Source organism: Tranquillimonas alkanivorans (genome assembly GCF_900115595.1).
GTDB lineage: Bacteria > Pseudomonadota > Alphaproteobacteria > Rhodobacterales > Rhodobacteraceae > Tranquillimonas > Tranquillimonas alkanivorans.
The window spans coordinates 25,721-44,760 of sequence record NZ_FOXA01000010.1 but is presented as its reverse complement, the minus strand read 5'-3'; the positions used below and the strand labels follow the sequence as shown (position 1 = coordinate 44,760).

Below are 19,040 nucleotides of genomic sequence, written 5' to 3'. Positions count from 1 at the left end.
CCGAGCAGAAGAGGTAGCAGTTCATGAGTATCACGAACGCCATGCAGACCGGGGTGAGTGGTCTGCTTGCGACATCGACGCGTGTCGGGAAGATCTCGGACAATATCGCCAACGCGAATACCGACGGCTACAAGCGCGTTTTCGCCGACCTCGTGACGATGTCGACGACCTCGGGCCCCGGCTCGGCCGGGCCGCAGGGCGTGCGGGCGGTGCATGGTGCGGATCTCGAAACCGCGGGTACGTTGCGCCAGACGTCGCGGGCGACGGACCTCGCGATCTCGGGCGACGGGTTCTTCACGGTCTCCAAGAACCCGAACGACCCGGTCGAGTCGAACTACATGCTCACCCGCGCCGGTTCGTTCTATCCGGATGCCGATGGAAACCTCCAGAACGCGGCGGGCTTCTATCTTGCGGGCTACCGGGTCGGTCCCGATGGCGCCCTGGGTCAGGTCGACCGGTCCGGCTTCGGTGATCTGTCCACCGTCACGCTCGGCGGCGCCGAGCTGGCGGGGCGGCCGACCACCGAGATAAGCCTGAAGGGCAACCTGCCCTCGCAGGAGACGGGCGTGGCCACGCCCGGTGATCCGTTCGTGTCGTCGACGGAGTTTTACTCGCCCCTGGGCGAGGCGCAGCGCCTTCAGTTTTCCTGGCAGCCGGGCGCGAATGACAACCAGTGGCAGCTGACGATCAGCGACGACGCGGGCGTCGACTACGGCTCGGTGCAGGTGGACTTCCACGATTCCGGCGACTTCGCCGGCTCGCCCAGCCTCTATTCGAACGCGACGGGCCTCGCCGCCGCGCCTGCGGGTTTCGCCTTTGACCCGGCGACGGGGCAGGCGACGATTACCGTGGACAACGGCGCGGTCCCGCAAGAAATCACCGTGTCGCTCGGCGCGCCCGACACGATCGGCGGGATGACGCAGTTCTCCGGCGACTACTCGCCGCCCGAGATCATCGGCGACGGCTCGGCCAGCGGATCGCTCGTGCGGATGGAGATCGACCAGTCGGGAACGATGTACGGCATCTATGACAACGGCAACCGCGCCGCGCTGTTCAGCATTCCCGTGGCCCAGGTGACCAACCCCAACGGCTTGGTCGCGGCCGACGGTAACGCATATTTCCTGTCGCGGGAGTCCGGCGCGTTCCGGATGGTCGAGGCGGGGCAGGGGTCGGCCGGGTCGATCGCGTCGGGTGCGCTGGAAAGCTCGAACGTCGAGATTGCGCAGGAGTTGACCGACCTGATCCAGACGCAGCGCGCCTATTCGTCCAACGCCAAAATCGTCACCACCATGGACGAGATGCTGGACGAAACGATGCGGCTGAAGCGTTAAACCGGGTGGCTGACGGAGCGGCGGCGTGAGCATTTCCAGCGCGATCCTGACGGCCCGCAGCGGGCTCGTGGCGACCGAGAAGTGGGCGCAGACCACGTCCGAGAACATCGCGAATGCGGGGCGGGAAGGTTATGTCCGCCGCGGCGTTTCCCTGTCCGCGCGCGCGGGCGGCACGGTCGAGATCACCGGGATCAGCCGCGATGTCGACGCCTCGCTCGACCGGATGCACCGGGGCGAAGTCTCGCGTATCGCACGGCAGGAGACGCTGGCCGCCTCGCTCGAGGCGCACGCGGCGCATCTGGGCGAGCCCGGCGATGCATCGTCTCTTTCGGGCCGGCTGACCGACCTGCAGGGGGCGTTCGACCTGCTTTACAACGACCCCGGCAACGAAGCCGCGCAGCGCGGCGTGCTCGATGCCGCCGAAGCCCTGAGCGGCGAATTGAACGGCGCGTCGGAGTCGCTCGACCGGGTGCGCCACGACAACGAGCGCGGCATCGCGGCGGACGTGGCCACGGTGAACGACGCGCTTGAGCGGCTGTCGGACCTCAACGGGCGGATCGCGCTCGAAGGCGGCGCGACCGCGCGGCGCGCGGCGCTTCAGGACGAGGTGGCGCAGGAGCTCGACGCGCTGTCGGAGATCGCGGACCTCCGGATATCTCTGGACGTGACCGGGCGCACGAACGTCCACTTCTCGGGCGGGGCGGCGTTGCTTGAGGGGACGACGGTCCAGACGCTGACCTACGACGCCGCTACCGGTCGCCTTCACGCGGGCGGCGTCGACGTCACGCCTGGCACACAAGGCGCGCGCGGCTTCTCCGAGGGCCGTCTGGCGGCGCGGTTCGATCTGAAGACCCAGGTCCTGCCGCGCATGGGGATGCAGCTTGACGAGTTCGCGCGCGTGCTCGTCGAGGGGTTCGAGCAGGCGGATGCCTCGCTCGGAGCAGGGCAGGCGGGGCTCTTCACCGATGCCGGAGCGGCCTTCGACGCGGGCGGTGTCGCGGAGCTGGCGGCGCGGATCACGGTAAACGACCTCGCGCGACCCGAGGCGGGCGGGCAGTTGTCGCGGTTGCGTGACGGCATGGGCGCCACCGGGCCGGGGGTGGACGGCGATCCGAGCCAGATCGGCGCATTCGCGGCGGTGCTCGACCAGCCGCAGACCTTCGACGCCGGCGCGGGACTCGGGGCCGAGGTGGCGGTGTCGGACTACGTGACCAACCTGATCGCGGACCAGCAGCTCGTCCGGACGACGGCGCTGGACCGGCGCGACACCATTGCGGCCGGCGCCGAGGCGATCGAGGCGGCACGGATGAACCTGCAGGGCGTCAACGTGGACGACGAGCTGCAGCAACTGATGATGATCGAGCAAAGCTATGCCGCGAACGCGCAGATGATGACGGCGCTGGGCCGGATGCTCGACACCCTGATCGAGGCGGTGTGAGGTCGCTATGAGCAGCATCGTGAACACGTTTTCCTCTTACTACGCGGGCCTGAGCCAGCGCCGCACGGTGGCCGAGCTGAACGGCGAGCTTACCCGCGCGGCCGAAGAGGTCTCGACCGGGCTGAAGGCGGACGTCTACCGCGCGCTGGGGCGCCGGTCGGCGGAGTCGCTGTCGCTGCACGACGGCATTCGCCGGACCGAGGACTTCGTCACCTCGAACACGCTGCTGTCGGGACGGCTCGACATCGCGGCCTCGGCGCTCAAGAGCGTGCGGGAGACGGGGCAGGAGGTGCTGGACCTCGCAGCTTCCAACCGCTCAGCGCCCAGCCACACGGCGACCACGTTGCAGAGCACGGCGCGCGCCGCGCTCGAGGCGCTCCAGCCGCAGTTGAACGCATCCTACAACCGCACGTCCCTGTTCGCCGGCACCGCGACCGCCGGCGCGCCCGTCCAGCCGTGGTCCGAGGTCAACCCGGGCACGGGCTTGTCCCCGCAGGAGGTGCTTGAGGGCGTCGTGGGCGGCGGCTTCGCCGATGCCGCCGACGCCGCGGCGAAGGCAGCCGAAGTCGCTGCGCTTTTCGACGGGTCGAACGCAGACCGGCCCGAGCGGAACTTCAAGGCGACGTTCTATAACGGTACACCACAGGCGCAGGCGGACGGCACACCGTCGCCCCGCCAGTCGGCGCGGGTCGCCGAGGACGAAACGCTGGAGTATGGCGTGCAGGCCAACGACCCGGCCTTCCGCGACCTGTTGCGCGGGCTGTCGATGATGGCGGCGGTCGACGTTTCGCGTATCGAGGACCCGAACGCCTATGCCGCCTGGATGGAGGAGGCCTTCGACGCGCTGCAATCCGGCACCCAAGGCGTTCTGGAGGCCGAGACGCGGCTGGGGGCGCAGCAGGCGCGGCTGGAGCGGACGCTGACGGGTCAGCAGGACCGGATGGCGCTTTACAACAGCCAGGTTCTCGAGCTTGAAGGTGTCGATCCATACGAAGCCGCGTCGCGGATGAGCGAGCTTCAAACGCAGCTCGAGGCCAGCTATGCCGTGACGGCGCGGCTGTCGAAGCTTTCGTTCCTGAACTTCATGTAAACCGGCTCACCCGGCCTCGGCCAGTTGCGGCGCCGGGGCGGCGCAGGTCACGGCGAGGGACCCGACCTCGACCGAGACCGGCGGCGCGATGCGGTAGCCGCGGCCGTGCACCGTCTCGATGTAGTGGTGCCCGCTTTCGGTGTTGGCCGAGATCTTCTTGCGCAGCTTGTGGACGTAGACGTCGATCACCTTGTCGAACGGCTGATCTTCGGACAGGCCATAGACGGCTTCGTAGATCGCGTTCTTGCTGACCACCCGGTGCGCGTTCAGCGCCAGGTGCTGGAAAATCGCGTGCTCGCGCCGGGACAAGTTCACCGTGCGGTCCGAGATCTCGGGGTCGCGGCCGTCGAAATAGGCGGTGATCTCTCCGATGGCGACGCTTTCGGCGGCGTGGCCGAAGGCGCGGCGGTTGACGCTGTTGATGCGCGACACCAGCTCTGCCCCCTTCAGCGGGATGACCAGGTCGTCGTCCGCGCCCGCGTCCAGCATCCGCGCCGCATCGCCCGAGTTCCGGAAGTCGCGCAGGACGAGCACCGGGCCCTGGCATCCAGCAGCCCGCAGCCTGCGCACGTGTTCGGCTGTCACGGGTTGCGCGGCCAGCAGGAACGGCCGCGTGTCGGCGCCTTCTGCTGTCACAAGGGACAGGTCGCCCCTGAAGAAGTCGTCCTCGACCGGGACCGGGATCAGGCGCGCGTTCTCGAGTTCGAGATACAGACCGCCCCGACGCTCCGCCCGCGGCTCAAAGACATAGATGTGCATCGTGCATCCCGCCCGTCTCGTGCAGAGGGCCCCTGAAACCGAAGATGTCGAACGGTACCCATCCTGTGCATGTATAGTCAAGGAAACCGCAGCCTTATGTTGTTAAAACACATGATTTACTTGTTGTCTGGCTAAGTCTATTCTTGCTGCAAGCAATCGGGGACGAGATCGGGGACATGTCTGGCCTGTCGTATGTGTCGCGGTTTCTGCGTGGATTTCTTGTGGTGCTGGTGCTGGTGCTGGTGCTCGCGCCCGCCGCGCAGGCGGACGTGCGGATCAAGGACATCGCGACCTTCGAAGGCGTCCGCGGCAACCAACTGGTGGGCTACGGGCTCGTCGTCGGGCTGAACGGCACTGGGGACCGGCTGCGCAACAGCCCGTTCACGCAGAAGTCCATCGAGGGGATGCTTGAGCGGCTGGGCGTCGGCAACCTTTCCGAAGACGAGATGAAGACCGAGAACACCGCCGCGGTCATGGTCACCGCAATGCTGCCGCCGTTCGCGCGGCTGGGCGGGACGCTCGACGTCGTCGTGTCGTCGCTGGGCGATGCCTCGTCCCTGCGGGGCGGCACGCTGATCGTGACGCCGCTGACCGGCGCCGATGGCGAGGTCTATGCCGTGGCACAGGGCCCCATCGCGGTGGCCGGCTACGCGGCGCAGGGGGCCAACGCCTCGATCGTCGAGGGCGTGCCGACGGTGGCCCGCATCGAGAACGGCGCAACGGTCGAGCGGGAGGTCGATTTCGCCTTCAGCAGCCTCGACAGCGTGCGCATCGCGCTGCGCGTTCCCGACTTCACCACTGCCGAGCGCGTGGAGGACGTCATCAACAACGCGCTGGGGCCGAACACGGCGACGGCGCTCGATCCGACCACCATCGAGGTCCGGCCGCATGACAAAAGCGACATGCCCGAGGTGCTGGCCCGCGTCGAAAGCCTGCGCGTCGATCCCGACAGCGTGGCCAAGGTGGTCATCGACGCACGCTCGGGCACGATCGTCATCGGCTCGGACGTGCGCATCGACAAGGTGGCTGTGAGCCAGGGCGGCCTGACCGTCATGGTGCGAGAGGATATCGAGGTCAGCCAGCCCGAGCCGATCTCGATCGGCGAAACCGTCGTGGTGCCCCAGACCACGGTCGCGGTCGAGGAGCGGGAGGCGAAGTTCACCGTACTCGAGGGCGACGTGAGCCTGCAGCGGCTGGTGGACGGGCTCAACGCCATCGGCGTCGGCGCGGCCGAGACCATTTCCATCCTCCAGGCAATCAAGGCCGCAGGCGCACTGCACGCGGATCTGGAGATCATCTGATGCAGGTCGGCCCGAAGCTTCCGCTGATGCCGCAACAGGCGGCAGAGACGAAGCCCGCCGCGCCGGACAAGGCGAAAGACGCGGCGCGCGAGTTCGAGGCGGTGTTCCTGACGCAGGCGGTGGAAGAGATGATGCGCTCGGTTGATTTGGGCAGCTTCGGCGGCGGCCATGCCGAGGAGACGTGGCGCAGCTTTCTGGCCAAGGCCTTTGCCGACGAGATTGCGGCGCAGGGCCTCACCGGCATTTCCGACAGCGTCGAGCGCGCCATCGGCGCCTATCGCACGGCACAGAAGGACTGACAGGCATGGCTGACGCATTCGATCCCGACCGCGCGGAAGCGGCGCTCGACGTGCTGATCGCGCTGGTGCGCGAGGAGGTGGAGGCGATCCACGCGGGCGACCTGCAGGCGGTCGCCGACCTCTATCCTCGCAAGCGCGACAAGATGGAGCATGCCGAGACGCTGCTGCGCGGTCTGGCCCCCGTGCTCGCCGACGCGCCGCACACGGCGCTGCGGGCGAAGGTGGCGACGCTCAAGGAGCTGGTTGCCGAGGACGAGCGGCTGCTGGCGCGGGTCACCGAGGCGACGGGCGAGGTCGCGGCGGAGTTGCGCCGGATACGCGATCGCCACGGGCTGGGCGGGCTCTACGGTCGGGGCGGGCAGCGCCGTGACCCGGGGGCAACACCGCGCGCACGACTGGATCAGAGCTTCTGATTTCCGCCTAACTTCAGCCATTTCCGCCGCCTAGGGTCGTCCCGGGCTGGCGTCACGTGCTGGAGCGGCGGTCCGGAGCAGTAACGGAAAAGCCGCGCAGAAACGACGCGGCCAGAGGGGAAGCAGAAGGCATGAGCATCGCGGCGTACAAGCGGACGATCCGGGAAAGCGAGAGCCCGCGCCAGATCGAGCGGCGCATTCTGTCTCGCATCACCGGCGAGCTGGAGCAATCCGCGCATGATTTCGACGCGGCAGATGGGCGAGGGCCACGGCTCGAGCTGCTGGCGGGCGGGCTGCGCGACAGCCTGGCCGAGAACCAGAAGATTTGGGGCGCGCTCAGGAACGACCTTGCCGACGCGGGAAACCGGCTGCCGCCGGAGCTCCGCGCCTCGCTCCTGTCGCTGGCCATGTGGGTCGAGCGGCAGACGACGCGCGCCCTGGGGGGCGAGCCGGGGGTCGGCGCGCTGGTCACCGTGAACCGTCACGTGATCGCGGGCCTTTCGGGCGCGGCGCCCAGTCCGCAGGGGTAAGGCGACCATGGCACTCAAGCTGACCCTGAAGCCCAACGAGCGCATCATCGTCAACGGCTGCGCCATCCGCAACGCCGACCGCCGTCAGGTCCTGACCATCGAAAGCCGCGCAGATGTGGTGCGGGGGCACGATCTGCTGGAACCCGACGGCGAGGCCACGCCGGTGCGCAAGGCCTATTTCCTGATCCAGACCGCGCTGATCCGGGCCGACGTGCGCGAAAAGATCGTGCCGATTATCCAGACCCAGCTTGCCGACCTGGCGACCTGCTTCGGGCCCGAGACCATGGGCCACGTGTTCGAGGCCGCGAACTTCGTCAGCATGGGCGACTACTACAAGGCGATGCGCTCGCTCCGCCCGGTGATGAAGCGCGAGGAAGAGGTCTTCGCGCACGTCGCGGCGGCGCAGCCGCGCGACGAAGTGGCGCCGGACGAACTGGACGGGGCCGAGCCGTGATCCCGCTGTCCGGGCTGGGCACGCAGATGTCGCTCAAGCTTGTGGACGCGACCCGCGACCGCCAGATGCAGTCGATCGAGAGAAGCCCGGTCCACGCGCGCGCCATCACCTCCTTCCGCGAACGTATCGCCGATGTGCAGACGGTGGACCAGCTGATCGAGGATCAGGAACTCTATGCCTTCGTGATGCGAACCTACGATCTGGAGGATCAGATCTTTGGCAAGGCGATGATGAAGAAGGTCCTGGAAAGCGACATCGACGACCGCACGGCTCTGGTCAACCGCCTGACCGACCCGCGCATCCGCGACCTCTACAAGGGCATGGGCTTCGAGACCGTCGACGGCAAGACGACCAGCAGCAACACGCTCGACCCCGCCTGGCAGGAGGCGATGATCGACCGATACCTGGACCGGCAGTTCATCAACGCGCAGGCCGAGCAGAGCGAGACGGTCGGCATCGCGCTTGAAGTCCGTCAGAAGGCGGGCGAGATCGGCAGCTGGCTCGACGTGCTCAAGGATCGCGACGTATCCAGCTTCTTCCGCACGGCGCTGGGGTTGCCGGACTCGATGGTGCAGCTCGACGTCGACCGCCAAGCTGCGCTGTTCGCCCGAAAGTTCGACATCGAGAAGCTCCAGGATCCGAAGGAGCTGGAAAAGCTGACTCGCAAATACGCGGCCATCGCCGACGCGAAAGGCGGCACGGCGGTCGCCGGGAACGCGGCCGTCCAGTTGATGCAGGGAGCGGTGAGCGCGGGCAACGGCGGGGCTTTCGTGCCCATCACGCTCGACATCACGGCGATTACGGCGCTGCCGCGGCGGACCTACTGAGCGTCTGCCGCGCGGCCGACGGCGTGGGCGAACTCGAACGTCATGCCCCCGGCCTCGGCCACCCGCCTCGCCAGGTCCTCGACCGAGCGCAGAAGCGCGTCGGGCAGTAGCGCTTCGCTCAGCAGGTGTAGCGAAAGCCGGTCGCCCTCGCGCACCGCGTTCAGTCGCAGGAGGCCCGAGAAGGCAAAGCTCACCTCAAGCAGAAGGTGCGTGCGCCGGTCGTCCCTGTCCTGCGTCCACTGCGCATAGTTCAGCGTGCCGCCGTCGAAGAAGGGCATCGTCCACCGCAGGAAGGCCGGGTCCTCGACCGGTCGCGCCGTCGCCGTGTCGAGCGCCGCGCGCGCCGCTCGCGTCAGCCGTCCGTCCACTGCGGCGGAGCGGGTGCCGCCCGGCGGGACGAGCCCGCGCAGGGTGCCGTCGCGCAGCACCACCGGGAACAGGGCCGCGATCGCGGCGAAGGCGGGCGATGCGGTCGAGGGGAAGACGACGCTGAGCGTCTGCGTCGCCTGAAGCTGTGTCGTGCCGCCGGGCACGACCGGCGGAAGCTCGGCCAGCGCCGGGGGCAGCGCCACGCGCGGCGGCTCGGGCGGCATTGACGAGCGGGCCGTGGGAAGCGGCGCGGGCTCCGCCTGCGGGCGCAGGTCCGCCCGGTTGCCGTCCACCCGCAGCCGTACGCGGGCGCCCACGTCGGCCGAGCCGCCGGGGATGCGCAGCAGCAGAGAACCCGAGGGCGTGTTCAGGCGCATCGTGCCGTCGGCGAAGGATTGCACGACCGTGCCGGTGATCCAGCCCGATCGCGCGGGATGATTGGCCGCCAGCGCCGAGATCAGGCGCGCCGCCGCGTCCGCGCTCACTCGATCAGCTCGTCGTCGTCATCGTCGAGCGGCAGGCGGATTTCCTCGTCCTCGGCCAACTCCTTGGCGAAGTCGACCATCGCCGCCTGCGCCACGCGCACGTCGCGCCCCCGAACGGGGCCCATCGAACTCATCTCGTCGAGCAGCATGTCGCGCGATCGCGCGGGCAGCACCGACAGGAAGTGGTCGCGCACATCCTTGCTGGCGCCGCGCAGGGAAAGCGGCAGGACGTTGCCGTCGACCCCACGCATGACGCGGGCGAGGTCCTGCGCCTCGAGCTTCACCAGGTCCTCGAACGTGAACATCTTCTGCTTGATGGCGCCGAACGCCTCGGGCACCCGCTCTTCGAGCGCGGGCGAGATACGGTCGAAGGCGTCCCGGTCCAGCTTGTTGAACAGGTCGGCCATGCGTTGCTGCATGTCCGTGGCGGTCGGGTGCGCCGCGTCGGCCATGATGTCGCTTTTGAGCGTCTCCTCGATCTGACGCATCATGTGCAGCGGCACCGCTTCCATGCTGATCATTCGCTCGGCGATGTCCTGCATCTTCTCGGGGCCCAGCAGCGGCAGGACGCGAGCCGCCACATCGGGCTGCACATTGCTCAGGATCGCCGCCGCGGTCTGCTCGTGTTCGCCCTTCAGGTAGTTGGCGATGACGCTTTCGTTCAGCGCGCCGAAGCGCTTCCACATGTCCCGCTCGCGCGCGAGCCCGCCGGCTTCCTTCAGGATCTCGCTGACCTGCGTGGCCGGGAGGAACTTGCTCAGCATGGCCTCGGCGGCGGCGTACGATCCGACGATCCCGCCGCCGTGGGTCACGGCGTCGGTGTATTCGCCCATCACTTCCTCGACCTGCTCGGACGAGATCATGCCCAGCCCCGTCATCGCGCGGGTGATGCGCTGGATATCCCGGTCTTCGAGCTTCTGCATCAGCTCCGAGCCGCGCTTTTCGCCCAGGCACAGGAACAGGATCGCCGCCTTTTCCGGGCCGCGCAGCCTGCGGCGTGCCGCCTTGCGCTCGTCGGGTCGCTTGAGGGCCGTGGTCGCCATGTCAGCCTGTCCTTTCTGCGTCGCCGGTCGGGCCGCCGGTGCGGCTGTCGTGCTGAAGCCGTGTCTCGTGCCGGGCCAGAAGGTCGAGCAGTGCCGCCAGCAGCAGCACCATCCGTGCGTCGGCGGCCCCGCCGCTCGCGCCCATCCCGGCCACGACATGCGCAAGCGCGGCAGGGTCGGCCACGTCGATCCCGTCTTCGTCGGCCAGCGCCAGCACCTCGCCGCCCAGCGGATGGCGCAGCAGCTCCTGTCGGAGCAGCTCGTCGACGTTCACCGTCTGGGCGGTTCCGCTCATCCCGTCATCCTCCGCCCGCCATGGGCAGGTAGCTCTCCATCAGGCTGCCCGCGAGCATGTACCAGCCGTCGATCAGCACGAAGAAAATCACCTTGAACGGCAGCGAGATCAGCACCGGCGGCAGCATCATCATGCCTGCGCTCATCAGTACCGAGGCGACGATCAGGTCGATGGCCACGAAGGGCAGGTAGATCAGGAACCCGATTGAGAAGGCGCGCCGCAGCTCCGAGATCATGAAGGCGGGCACCAGTTCGCCCCAGCCGGCGTCCTCCAGCGTGGCGGCGGGCAGGGGCTCTTCCACCTCGTCGCCGGCCGAGCGTGCGGCGATGTCGCGGAACAGGGCCAGGTCCTCGGGCCGGGTGTTGACGTACATGAACTGCTTGAACGGGTCCGTGATGCGCGGGAACGCCTGCTCTTCCGTGATCGCGTTGTCCAGCAGTGGCTGCAGGCCGTCCTGCCACGCGTCCTCGAACACCGGCTGCATGACGAAGAAGGTCATGAACAGCGCCATGCTCGACAGCACCATGTTGGGCGGCGTCTGGTTGAGCCCCAGCGCCGAGCGCAGCATCGAGAAGACGATGACGAAGCGCGTGAAGCTCGTCATCACGATCAGCAGCCCCGGCGCGATGCTGAGCACCGTCATCAGCGCGATGAGCTGAAGGATGCGCCCGCTCAGCGACGCGGCCTCGTCCGAATCCGGCGCGGCGTCGCTCAGCGTCTGTGAAATCGCGTCGAGGAAGCCGCCGGCCTCCTGCGCGGGCGCGGGCGCGGGCGCGACGAGCGCCACGGTCGCCAGCGCCACGAGCGCGGCGATATGAAGGCGCGCGATCAGCGTCACGCTCCGGGCTGTGCGGCGGGGCGGGTCATCGGCGCTCAGAGACGTAGTCCTTGACGATCTCGGTCAGCGTGACGCCGATGCGGTCCTCGCCGACCTTCACCAGGTCGCCGCGCGCCACCAGGCGCTCGTTGACGACGACCTCGACCGGCTCGCCGATCTTCTTGTCCAGTTCGATCACCGAGCCGCGGCTGAGTTCCAGAAGCTGCGCGATCGGCATGCGGCAATGTCCAAGCACGATCTGCACGTTCAGCCCGACGTTCAGCATCGCGTTGATGTTGCGGCCACCCTCGGCGCCGTCGAGCTGCCCGCCGACCATGTTCTCGATCACGGTCGCGCCTTCGCCTTCGCCCTCTCCAATCTCGGGGAAGACGTCGGTCCCGGCCGGGCGGGGGGCGTCGCTGTCGGACGTCGCGTCGTCTTCCGGTGTCTCGTTTTCAGCCACGTGTCATGCTCCCGGTGGTGTTCGTCTGTTCGGCGGCTGCGCCCGCGCCGCGCGCGCGCAGGGCGCCGAGGATGCGGTCGCAGACCTCGGCGAAGCTGTAGTCCATGAAGCCGTTGTCCCACTCCATGCGCGCATCGCCCTCGCCCAGCCCTTCGTCGCCGATGATTTCCAGCGGCCCGCGCGCGCCGCGCTCGTGCCACGCCGCCTCGATCCGGGGGCGGAGAGCGGCAAGCGTATCGGGCGCAAGCCGGATGCGCACGGTCGCGCTGCCGAGCGCGAGGCGCAGCGTGTCCTCGACCTGCTCCCGCGCGCGATCGCGGGCGCGGGTGCGCAGGAATTCGGGGAAGACCTGCTCGCAGACCGACAGGACGAAATCGACGACCTGGGCTTCCAGCGCTGCGCGGTGCGCGGCGGCATCGCGCAGCAACGTCTCGAGCTGCGGAACGAGGGTCTCGAGCGCCTCGGCGTGGCGGGCGAGGAGCGTGTCGCGCATCTCGGCCGCGCCCGCGGCATGGCCTTTGGCCCGCCCGGCCTCCTGTCCCTCGGCCCGCGCGGCCTCGATGGCAGCGGCGAGGTCTTCCTCGGTATAGCGGGCGCGGGCGGCGCGCTCTTCGTGCGCGCGCGCCGCGGCGTGTTCCTCGTCGAAGTCTCTGCAGAAGGCGGGGTGCACGGGGTCAGGCCTCCTGAAGCCAGCCGCGAACGACGTTTAGCGTCTCGTCCGGGTGCGACTCGGCGAGCTCGCCAACCGAGTTCAGCCGTTTACGGTCGACGCCGCCGTGCACGGCGGCCAGACGAACGACCTCGCCGTCCTGCACCGGGTCCAGCACGTCGCCCGACCGCGCCTCGGCTCCCGCGACCGGTGCGGCGAGCGCGGTGCCGCCCCCGGCGGGCGCAATAGCCGTCTGGCCGGCCTGCGGTTGGAGGGCGCCGGGCGTCGCGGCGATCTGCGCCTGCTGTGCCGCTGCCTGCTGTCCCTCTGCCGTCAGCGCGGGATAGCCCTGCGCGTCGGAGGTCAGCGCCGGCGTCTCGTCCTCGATCTTCTTCGGCTCGATGAGCGCGCGGAGGGGCCGCATGCCGAAGAACAGGATCAGCGCCATCACCGCCAAGGCGAACAGGCCGCGCAGGATGCTGGGCAGGCTGTCCGAGATCACGGCGGCCATCGACCGGCCGACGGGCTCGCCCAGTTCCATCGAGTAGTCCATGAACCGCAGGCTGTCGATCGAGACGGTGTCGCCACGCGCCTCGTTGAAGCCGATGGCGGTCTTGACCAGCTCGCCAAGCCGTTCGAGCTCTTCCGCCGGGCGCTCGCGGTATTCGACGTCGCCGTTGGGAAGCGTGTCGTAGATGCCGTTGACCAGGACCGCGACCGACACCCGTTCGATATCGCCGGGCTCGCGCGTCGTCTCGCTTTCGGTCGATCCGATCTCATAGTTGACGATCTCGTCGGTGCGGGTCCGGCTGTTGGTCGATTGCGGGCCGTTCGCACCGCCGTCCTGCAGCTCCTCGGGCAGGTTGTTGCCCACGCCGACCTCGCCGCTGGCGTTCTCGCGGTCCTCGACTTCTTCCTCGCGCGTCTCGATCGAGCGGGCGACCTGCTGGCTGGGATCGAAGCTGCGCGAGACGACGACCTCGCGCTCCGAGGTCAAGTCCACGCTCACCTGTACGCGCGCGTTGCCCGCGCCCACGCGCGCCGTCAGGATCTGCGAGACGTTGCGCGCCATCCGTTCCTCGATCGAGGCGCGGACGCTTTGCAGGGTGATGTCGGACGTGCCGTCGCCGTCTTCGGCCAGGATTGTCTCGCCCGTGGCCGACAGCACGGTAACGCGGCCCGGCGACATCTCGGGCACGGCCGAGGCGACGAGCGCGCGGATGGCCTGCCCTTGCCGGCGCGAGATCGCGTGTCGCGCGCGTCCGCGCACGATGACTGAAGCGCTGGGTTCGGGCCGGTCGCGCGAGAAGGCCTCGCGTTCGGGCAGGACGAGGTGCACGCGCGCAGCATCGACGCCGTCGATGGTTTGGATGCTGCGGGCGAGTTCGCCCTCGAGCGCGCGCAAGCGGTTCACGCGCTGCATGAACGTGTTCATGCCGAGACCGCTGGCGTTGTCGAACAGTTCCCACCCCGGCACGCCCTGGTCGGGCAGGCCCCGTTCGGCCAGCGACATGCGCGCGCGGGCGAGATCCGTGCGCGGCACACTTACAGTGGTGCCATCGGGCGACACGTCGACCGCGAAGCCCGCCTGTTCCAGCGTGCTCACGATGTCGGCCGCGCCGGCCGGCGAAAGCTCGCTGTAAAGTGGCGCATAACTCGGCGCCATCACCGCGTTCAGACCGAACAGCAGCGCGGCGACAAGGCCCACTCCGGTGGCGCCGAGCGCGATAAGCCGTGTTCGCCCGAGCGACTTGAGATTGTCCAGGATCGCCTTCAAGGCTTCACCGATTTTGTTCTTGCTGCTCTGGGTTCATTAGGTCGAACTATTCTTGAAAAGCAAGCTTTCAGCTTCGTTTGTGCTTGCTATGAGGCTTGGTGGCTGGAATATTGTGGGGCAAAGGCAACGATAACCTATCGAGCAACATGAGCAGCAGCGCCAGCCCGGACGCGGCCGCCGCCGCAGAATACTCCACCCGCGGGACCTTCGTCCGGCGGGTGGGCGTCGTGCTGTTGCTGGCTTTCCTCTCGGCGGCGGCGCTGGCCGGCGGCATCGCCGCCTCGGTCGGGCCGCAGGCGCTGGTTGATTTCATCCTGCAACGCGAGCCGACGCCAGACGCCGCGCCGGCCCCGGAGGGCGCCGCGCCTGCGGACGAGGGGCATGGCGCGGAAGAGGAGACGGCGAAGACGTTCGCGGTGATGCCGTTTGACGAGATCATCGTGAACATCACCTCGACCACCGCCTCGGGCCGGCGCACGACGCGGTTTCTGAAGCTGAACGTGGCGCTCGTCTATGACGACAAGGCGCACGACGCGGGGATGATCGAGGAGCGTCTGCTTTACATGCGCGATGCCTTCCAGGACTACCTGAGGCTTCTGACCGAGCGGGACCTGCAGGGCAGCCTGGGCCTGACGCGGCTGAAGGCCGAGCTTCTGCGCCGCGCGCGCGCGGTGAGCGGCAGCGACGCGCCGCGCGAAATCCTCATCGCCGACCTGATCATCCAGTGAGGCGCATCAGATGAACACCCACGCCACGTCCGACGCGCTCAACCAGGCAGAAACGGTCGAAGAGCACATCATCCGGCGCGCCCAGCACAGCCACGAGAAGCTGCCGCTGCTCGAGGTGATCTTCGACCGGTACGCACTCGCGCTTGCCCCCGCGCTCAAAAGCTACACCGCCGCCGGGGCCGACGTCGAACTCAGGTCGTTCGAGTACATGAACTGTGCGCAGGCGCTTGAAAGCCTGCCGTCTCCCGGCTTCCTGGTCGTGACCGACGCCGAAGGCTGGCAGGGGCCGGTGCTGACATCGGTACAGCCCGAGCTCCTGTTCGCGGCGCTTGAAATCACGCTTGGCGGGCGGACCAGCCGCTCGAAGGCGTGGACGCCGCGCAGTTTCACGGCAATCGAGAAACGCCTGGGCACCAAGCTGTGCGAGGTTATGCTGCGGCAGCTGACCGAGGCGATGGAGCAGTTCGCCGAGGTCGCCTTCGCCGTCAGCCATGTCGAGACGACGCCGCAATCCATGGCGCTGGCCCCGCCGGCCAGCCCCTGCGCGCGGATCACGCTCGACGTCGCGCTCGAAGGGCGGGGCGGCGAACTGGTCTTCGTCCTGCCCTACAGCGCGTTCGAAGAGGTGCGGCCGGTTTTCGCGCAGACTTTCCTTGGGGGACGTTTGGGCGGGGACACCGGCTGGCGCGACGTGATGCGCGACCGGCTTCAGGACACCAACGTCACGTTGTCGGCGGTCCTGACGGAGCTGCGCGTGCCAATGTCCGACATGCTGGGCTGGCGCCCGGGCGAGACGCTGGATCTGGGCATCGACGCCGAGCATCCGGCGACCGTCGGCTGCGGCGGGCTGCCGATGTTCCGCGGGGCGGTGGGGCGCAGGAAAAACGGGTCGGTTGCGCTGAAGGTGACCGAAGAACTCAATGGAAACGGAGCCGACGACGATGGCGATACTGATTGATGCGCTGATCCTGGTGCTGTTGGCCGGCACCCTCGGCTACGCCTTCCTCGTAGACCGCCGCGTGCGTGCGCTGGTCGCGGCGCTAAGGGACCTGCAGCCGATGGTCGGCGAGTTCTCGGCCGCGGTGGATAAGTCCGAAAGCTCGGTCAAGCAGTTGCGCACGGCCGCCGAACGGCTGTCGGAAGAGCAGGCCGCGCCCGCAGTCGAGACCCGGCGCGAGCCCGAGCTGTCGGCGCCGAAGAGCGAGCAGGCCCCGTTCTTCCTGTCGACCCGGGGCGAGCGTCGGACCTCGCCCGGCGTGACCCGCGTGACCGGAAAGACCGACCTTGTGCGCAGTTTCTTCGAGCAGACGCGGAGCCGCGGCGCATGAGCCTTCAGCCGATGCGCCTGATGATCGGGACCCTGGCCTTCGCGGGGCTGGTGAAGGCCGGGATGATGCTGGGCGAGCGGCCGGAGCTTTTCGGCGAGATCGAGCCGCGCCGGCTGTTCGGCGCGGCCGAGGCCGCCGCGCCTTCGGCCCCGCAGGCCACCGCCGAGACGCTGAAGGCTGCCGCACCCGAGTCCTGCCCGCTGCCGGAAGAGATGTTCGAGGCCCTGGCGCAAGAGCGTGACCTGCTGGCCGACCAGAAGGAGCGCCTGTCGCAACGGCGCGCCGAGATCGAGCTGGCCAACGAAAAGCTGCGCATCGAAACGCGCCGCCTGGAAGAACTGAAGGTTGAGGTCGAGGGGCTTCTGGCCCGGGTCGAGCAGGCGCAGACGGCGGACGTGGATCGGTTGGTCGCACTCTATCGCAACATGAAGCCGAAAGAGGCTGCGGGCATCATGAACGACCTCGACATCGAGGTGACGGTCATGGTTCTCGGCACGATGTCCGAGCGCGACGCGGCCCCGATCATGGCCGCGATGTCGCCGGTCCGGGCGCGGGCGATCTCGAAGATCATCCTCGAGCGCTCGAAGCTGCCGGGTGACCAGGACCTGAACGGGGTTCGGCTTCAGTAGAAAATGGGCCCCGCCCTCGCTGTCACGCCCGCGGAAGCGGGCACCTCCTGCCGATGGGGTTCGGTTGAGCCACGTGTGCTGACGTCGACAGGTTCCTGCTTTCGCAGGCATGACAGGCGCCGGTCTTCTCAGTCCCGATCCCGCAGGCTCGATCCGGCCGGGGGGCGGCGGCGGATGTTGCGGCGCAGGTCGTTGACGTAGCCGATGATCTCGGCCACCGCCTGCCAGTGCTCGATCGGGATCTGGTCGTCGACCTCGACCATGTCGTGCAGCGCGCGGGCCAGCGGGCGGTTCTCGACCACCGGGACCTCGTGCGTGCGCGCCAGGTCGCGGATCTGGCGGGCCATGAGGTCGGTGCCTTTGGCCACGCAAACGGGCGCCGCGTCGACGCCCGCCTGATAGCGCAGCGCCACGGCGTAGTGCGTCGGGTTCGTCAGGATCACGCTCGCCGTGGGCACCGCCGCCGCGATGCGCTGGCGGGCCCGCTGGCGGCGAAGGTCCGTCCGCTTTGCCTTCAGCTGCGGGTCGCCCTCGGCCTCCTTGTGCTCGTCGCGGACCTCGCGCAGGCTCATGCGCTGTTTCTTGATCCACTGCGCCCGCTTCCACAGGATGTCTCCGATGGCGACGGGCACGAGGAACACGGTCGAGGTGATCAGCAAAAGTGACACTGCGCGGCGGATGTATTCCGGCAGATCCTCGGGCACAAAGCCGGGCGCGCGCCAAATGTCGGCGACCGCCTGCCGCCCGACGTAGAGGGCGATGGCCCCCACGACGAGCACCTTGGTGACGTTCTTGAGGAACTCGACGAGCGTGTCGGCCGAGAACATGCGCTTGAAGCCGGCAAGCGGCGAGATCTTAGACAGCTTCGGCCTGATCCTCTCGGGGCTCACCACCGTCTCGCCCTGAATGAGGACGCCGAAGGCGGCGCCCAGAACGAGGACCAGCAGCGCCGGCATCAGCGCGGCGGCAAGCTCGCCCGACAGCGAGCTCATCACGCCGCCGATGTCGCGGACGCCGGCAGACCCGGCACCGATCCTTACCTGTCCGGCGGTCGAGATCAGGTTCTGCAGCGTCTCGATCAGCCGCCCGCTCAGCGTCGGCAGCAGGAACACGGTCAGCACGAAAAGCGAGAACACCGTCATCGCGGTGCCGGTCTCGCGGGAACTGGGAACGTCGCCCTTCTGCCGGGCCTTGCGAAGTTTTCGCTCGGTCGGCTCTTCGGTCTTGCTGCTCTTGTCCTCGTCGTCGGCCATGGAACCTCAGAAGCGAAAGGTGCCGAGCCAGTCGGCGAACGGATCGAGAAAGCCGCGCAGCATGGCCGGAGCGGCGGCGATCAGCACCACGAATCCGGCGGCAATCAGCACGGGGGCGGCGACGAAGAAAACCGGCAGGTTCGGCATCATCCGGTTGGCCAGCCCCATTCCGACGTTGAGGACGAGCCCCATGACATAGAACGGCGCGGCGATCGAAATCCCGATGTAGAAGCTCGCGCCCGCCGCCTCGACCGTCTGCCACGCCAGGTCGCCGGGCATCAGGTTGCCCCAGGCGAAGACGTCGTAGGACATCAGGAACGCCCGGATGATCACGTGGTGCAGGTCGGTGACGAAGATCAGCGCGGTTGCAGCCAGCAGTAGCGCGGTAGCGATGGTGGTCGCGCCCTCGAAGGCGCCCATGTTCGGCGCGAAGGCGTTGGCTAGGCCCGAGACCAGCCCGACCTGGTAGCCCGCGAATTGCAGCGCGCTCATCAGGATGCGTGCCGTCAGTCCGATCCAGAGACCGACGGTGACCTCGATGGCCAGCAGCGGCAGGAGGAGGAGAGGTTCGTCCACCTGTGGCAGGCCGACTGGCGTGGCGGGGTAGAGCGCGACCGACAGTACGAGAGCCGCGAACAGTCGGTGGCGTACGGGCACCATCGCTTCGCCGAAGCCGGGCATGAAGATCATCGCGCTGCCCAGACGCGCGAAAACGAGCGCGTAGCCCATCACCTGCGCGGTCAGGAAGGTGCTCAGGTCCAC

23 protein-coding genes are annotated in these 19,040 nt (G+C 68.3%); 13 read left to right on the top strand and 10 right to left on the bottom strand.

What is annotated here, in order from left to right:
* The first annotated feature begins 23 nt into the window (after positions 1-23).
* The 3 genes from BM162_RS12910 to BM162_RS12900 are packed head-to-tail and all read left to right on the top strand — an operon-like array spanning position 24 to position 3,859.
* Positions 24-1,331, top strand: coding sequence for a flagellar hook protein FlgE (locus tag BM162_RS12910; protein WP_093422606.1), 1,308 nt, complete (start codon positions 24-26; stop codon positions 1,329-1,331).
* A 25-nt stretch (positions 1,332-1,356) separates the two neighbouring features.
* A complete protein-coding gene (gene flgK, locus BM162_RS12905; protein WP_093422604.1) occupies positions 1,357-2,769 on the top strand; it encodes a flagellar hook-associated protein FlgK in 1,413 nt (470 codons plus the stop codon).
* 7 nt (positions 2,770-2,776) lie between these two features.
* Complete coding sequence (locus BM162_RS12900; RefSeq protein WP_093422601.1) at positions 2,777-3,859, top strand: flagellin N-terminal helical domain-containing protein; 1,083 nt, start codon at positions 2,777-2,779, stop codon at positions 3,857-3,859.
* 6 nt (positions 3,860-3,865) lie between these two features.
* Here the strand turns inward: BM162_RS12900 and BM162_RS12895 are convergent, their stop codons facing one another.
* Positions 3,866-4,618 (bottom strand): response regulator transcription factor, encoded by a 753-nt coding sequence (locus BM162_RS12895; protein WP_093422598.1) that lies wholly within the window; start codon positions 4,616-4,618, stop codon positions 3,866-3,868.
* A 176-nt stretch (positions 4,619-4,794) separates the two neighbouring features.
* On the opposite strand from BM162_RS12895, the gene BM162_RS12890 reads away from it, so the two are divergent.
* The 6 genes from BM162_RS12890 to BM162_RS12865 all read left to right on the top strand — a co-directional run bounded on the left by BM162_RS12890 (position 4,795) and on the right by BM162_RS12865 (position 8,442).
* Positions 4,795-5,919 (top strand): flagellar basal body P-ring protein FlgI, encoded by a 1,125-nt coding sequence (locus BM162_RS12890; protein WP_093422843.1) that lies wholly within the window; start codon positions 4,795-4,797, stop codon positions 5,917-5,919.
* A complete protein-coding gene (locus BM162_RS12885; protein WP_093422596.1) occupies positions 5,919-6,218 on the top strand; it encodes a rod-binding protein in 300 nt (99 codons plus the stop codon). Before BM162_RS12890 ends, BM162_RS12885 begins: the two co-directional genes overlap by 1 nt.
* A gap of 5 nt (positions 6,219-6,223) precedes the next feature.
* Positions 6,224-6,631 (top strand): hypothetical protein, encoded by a 408-nt coding sequence (locus tag BM162_RS12880; protein ID WP_093422593.1) that lies wholly within the window; start codon positions 6,224-6,226, stop codon positions 6,629-6,631.
* A 131-nt stretch (positions 6,632-6,762) separates the two neighbouring features.
* Complete coding sequence (locus BM162_RS12875) at positions 6,763-7,161, top strand: flagellar biosynthesis regulator FlaF (RefSeq protein ID WP_093422591.1); 399 nt, start codon at positions 6,763-6,765, stop codon at positions 7,159-7,161.
* A gap of 7 nt (positions 7,162-7,168) precedes the next feature.
* Positions 7,169-7,615, top strand: a complete 447-nt coding sequence (locus BM162_RS12870) for a flagellar biosynthesis repressor FlbT (RefSeq protein ID WP_093422588.1) — start codon at positions 7,169-7,171, stop codon at positions 7,613-7,615.
* Positions 7,612-8,442, top strand: a complete 831-nt coding sequence (locus BM162_RS12865; RefSeq protein WP_093422586.1) for a DUF1217 domain-containing protein — start codon at positions 7,612-7,614, stop codon at positions 8,440-8,442. Before BM162_RS12870 ends, BM162_RS12865 begins: the two co-directional genes overlap by 4 nt.
* Here the strand turns inward: BM162_RS12865 and BM162_RS12860 are convergent.
* The 7 genes from BM162_RS12860 to fliF are packed head-to-tail and all read right to left on the bottom strand — an operon-like array spanning position 8,436 to position 14,340.
* The gene (locus BM162_RS12860; RefSeq protein WP_093422583.1) at positions 8,436-9,296 is read right to left on the bottom strand and encodes a hypothetical protein; all 861 of its coding nucleotides are present in this window, start codon (positions 9,294-9,296) and stop codon (positions 8,436-8,438) included. The two genes, BM162_RS12865 and BM162_RS12860, sit on opposite strands and share 7 nt — an antisense overlap.
* The gene (locus tag BM162_RS12855; protein ID WP_093422581.1) at positions 9,293-10,339 is read right to left on the bottom strand and encodes a flagellar motor switch protein FliG; all 1,047 of its coding nucleotides are present in this window, start codon (positions 10,337-10,339) and stop codon (positions 9,293-9,295) included. The genes BM162_RS12860 and BM162_RS12855 overlap by 4 nt, the downstream gene beginning before the upstream one ends.
* Before the next feature lies 1 nt (position 10,340).
* On the bottom strand, positions 10,341-10,634 hold the full coding sequence (locus BM162_RS12850; RefSeq protein WP_093422578.1) for a hypothetical protein: 294 nt from the start codon (positions 10,632-10,634) through the stop codon (positions 10,341-10,343).
* A gap of 4 nt (positions 10,635-10,638) precedes the next feature.
* Positions 10,639-11,472 (bottom strand): flagellar type III secretion system pore protein FliP, encoded by an 834-nt coding sequence (gene fliP, locus BM162_RS12845; RefSeq protein WP_093422576.1) that lies wholly within the window; start codon positions 11,470-11,472, stop codon positions 10,639-10,641.
* A 25-nt stretch (positions 11,473-11,497) separates the two neighbouring features.
* A complete protein-coding gene (gene fliN / locus BM162_RS12840) occupies positions 11,498-11,914 on the bottom strand; it encodes a flagellar motor switch protein FliN (protein ID WP_245759262.1) in 417 nt (138 codons plus the stop codon).
* Positions 11,907-12,584: a FliH/SctL family protein gene (locus BM162_RS12835; protein WP_093422573.1), complete on the bottom strand. Its 678-nt coding sequence runs from the start codon at positions 12,582-12,584 to the stop codon at positions 11,907-11,909. The genes fliN and BM162_RS12835 overlap by 8 nt, the downstream gene beginning before the upstream one ends.
* A 4-nt stretch (positions 12,585-12,588) precedes the next feature.
* Entirely contained in the window at positions 12,589-14,340 is a 1,752-nt protein-coding gene (gene fliF / locus BM162_RS12830) for a flagellar basal-body MS-ring/collar protein FliF (protein ID WP_093422571.1), read from the bottom strand.
* A 146-nt stretch (positions 14,341-14,486) separates the two neighbouring features.
* Here fliF and BM162_RS12825 point away from each other — a divergent pair, with 146 nt between their 5' ends.
* The 4 genes from BM162_RS12825 to BM162_RS12810 are packed head-to-tail and all read left to right on the top strand — an operon-like array spanning position 14,487 to position 17,025.
* Positions 14,487-15,068, top strand: coding sequence for a flagellar basal body-associated FliL family protein (locus tag BM162_RS12825; protein ID WP_093422568.1), 582 nt, complete (start codon positions 14,487-14,489; stop codon positions 15,066-15,068).
* 10 nt (positions 15,069-15,078) lie between these two features.
* The gene (locus tag BM162_RS12820; RefSeq protein WP_093422566.1) at positions 15,079-16,026 is read left to right on the top strand and encodes a flagellar motor switch protein FliM; all 948 of its coding nucleotides are present in this window, start codon (positions 15,079-15,081) and stop codon (positions 16,024-16,026) included.
* A complete protein-coding gene (locus BM162_RS12815) occupies positions 16,010-16,396 on the top strand; it encodes a hypothetical protein (protein ID WP_093422563.1) in 387 nt (128 codons plus the stop codon). Before BM162_RS12820 ends, BM162_RS12815 begins: the two co-directional genes overlap by 17 nt.
* Positions 16,393-17,025 (top strand): MotE family protein, encoded by a 633-nt coding sequence (locus BM162_RS12810; RefSeq protein WP_093422560.1) that lies wholly within the window; start codon positions 16,393-16,395, stop codon positions 17,023-17,025. The genes BM162_RS12815 and BM162_RS12810 overlap by 4 nt, the downstream gene beginning before the upstream one ends.
* A gap of 128 nt (positions 17,026-17,153) precedes the next feature.
* Here BM162_RS12810 and BM162_RS12805 read toward each other — a convergent pair whose 3' ends face one another.
* Together BM162_RS12805 and BM162_RS12800 are read right to left on the bottom strand one after the other, a co-directional pair.
* Positions 17,154-18,278, bottom strand: coding sequence for an EscU/YscU/HrcU family type III secretion system export apparatus switch protein (locus BM162_RS12805; RefSeq protein WP_093422557.1), 1,125 nt, complete (start codon positions 18,276-18,278; stop codon positions 17,154-17,156).
* A 6-nt stretch (positions 18,279-18,284) separates the two neighbouring features.
* Entirely contained in the window at positions 18,285-19,040 is a 756-nt protein-coding gene (locus BM162_RS12800; protein ID WP_245759261.1) for a flagellar biosynthetic protein FliR, read from the bottom strand.

What these genes read in the sequence shown, in the direction of transcription:
- BM162_RS12910 (WP_093422606.1), top strand. Translation starts at nt 24, where the DNA reads ATGAGTATCACGAACGCCATGCAGACCGGGGTGAGTGGTCTGCTTGCG.
- BM162_RS12900 (WP_093422601.1), top strand. Translation starts at nt 2,777, where the DNA reads ATGAGCAGCATCGTGAACACGTTTTCCTCTTACTACGCGGGCCTGAGC.
- BM162_RS12895 (WP_093422598.1), bottom strand. Translation starts at nt 4,618, where the DNA reads ATGCACATCTATGTCTTTGAGCCGCGGGCGGAGCGTCGGGGCGGTCTG.
- BM162_RS12890 (WP_093422843.1), top strand. Translation starts at nt 4,795, where the DNA reads ATGTCTGGCCTGTCGTATGTGTCGCGGTTTCTGCGTGGATTTCTTGTG.
- BM162_RS12885 (WP_093422596.1), top strand. Translation starts at nt 5,919, where the DNA reads ATGCAGGTCGGCCCGAAGCTTCCGCTGATGCCGCAACAGGCGGCAGAG.
- BM162_RS12880 (WP_093422593.1), top strand. Translation starts at nt 6,224, where the DNA reads ATGGCTGACGCATTCGATCCCGACCGCGCGGAAGCGGCGCTCGACGTG.
- BM162_RS12875 (WP_093422591.1), top strand. Translation starts at nt 6,763, where the DNA reads ATGAGCATCGCGGCGTACAAGCGGACGATCCGGGAAAGCGAGAGCCCG.
- BM162_RS12870 (WP_093422588.1), top strand. Translation starts at nt 7,169, where the DNA reads ATGGCACTCAAGCTGACCCTGAAGCCCAACGAGCGCATCATCGTCAAC.
- BM162_RS12855 (WP_093422581.1), bottom strand. Translation starts at nt 10,339, where the DNA reads ATGGCGACCACGGCCCTCAAGCGACCCGACGAGCGCAAGGCGGCACGC.
- BM162_RS12850 (WP_093422578.1), bottom strand. Translation starts at nt 10,634, where the DNA reads ATGAGCGGAACCGCCCAGACGGTGAACGTCGACGAGCTGCTCCGACAG.
- BM162_RS12825 (WP_093422568.1), top strand. Translation starts at nt 14,487, where the DNA reads ATGAGCAGCAGCGCCAGCCCGGACGCGGCCGCCGCCGCAGAATACTCC.
- BM162_RS12820 (WP_093422566.1), top strand. Translation starts at nt 15,079, where the DNA reads ATGAACACCCACGCCACGTCCGACGCGCTCAACCAGGCAGAAACGGTC.
- BM162_RS12815 (WP_093422563.1), top strand. Translation starts at nt 16,010, where the DNA reads ATGGCGATACTGATTGATGCGCTGATCCTGGTGCTGTTGGCCGGCACC.
- BM162_RS12810 (WP_093422560.1), top strand. Translation starts at nt 16,393, where the DNA reads ATGAGCCTTCAGCCGATGCGCCTGATGATCGGGACCCTGGCCTTCGCG.
- BM162_RS12805 (WP_093422557.1), bottom strand. Translation starts at nt 18,278, where the DNA reads ATGGCCGACGACGAGGACAAGAGCAGCAAGACCGAAGAGCCGACCGAG.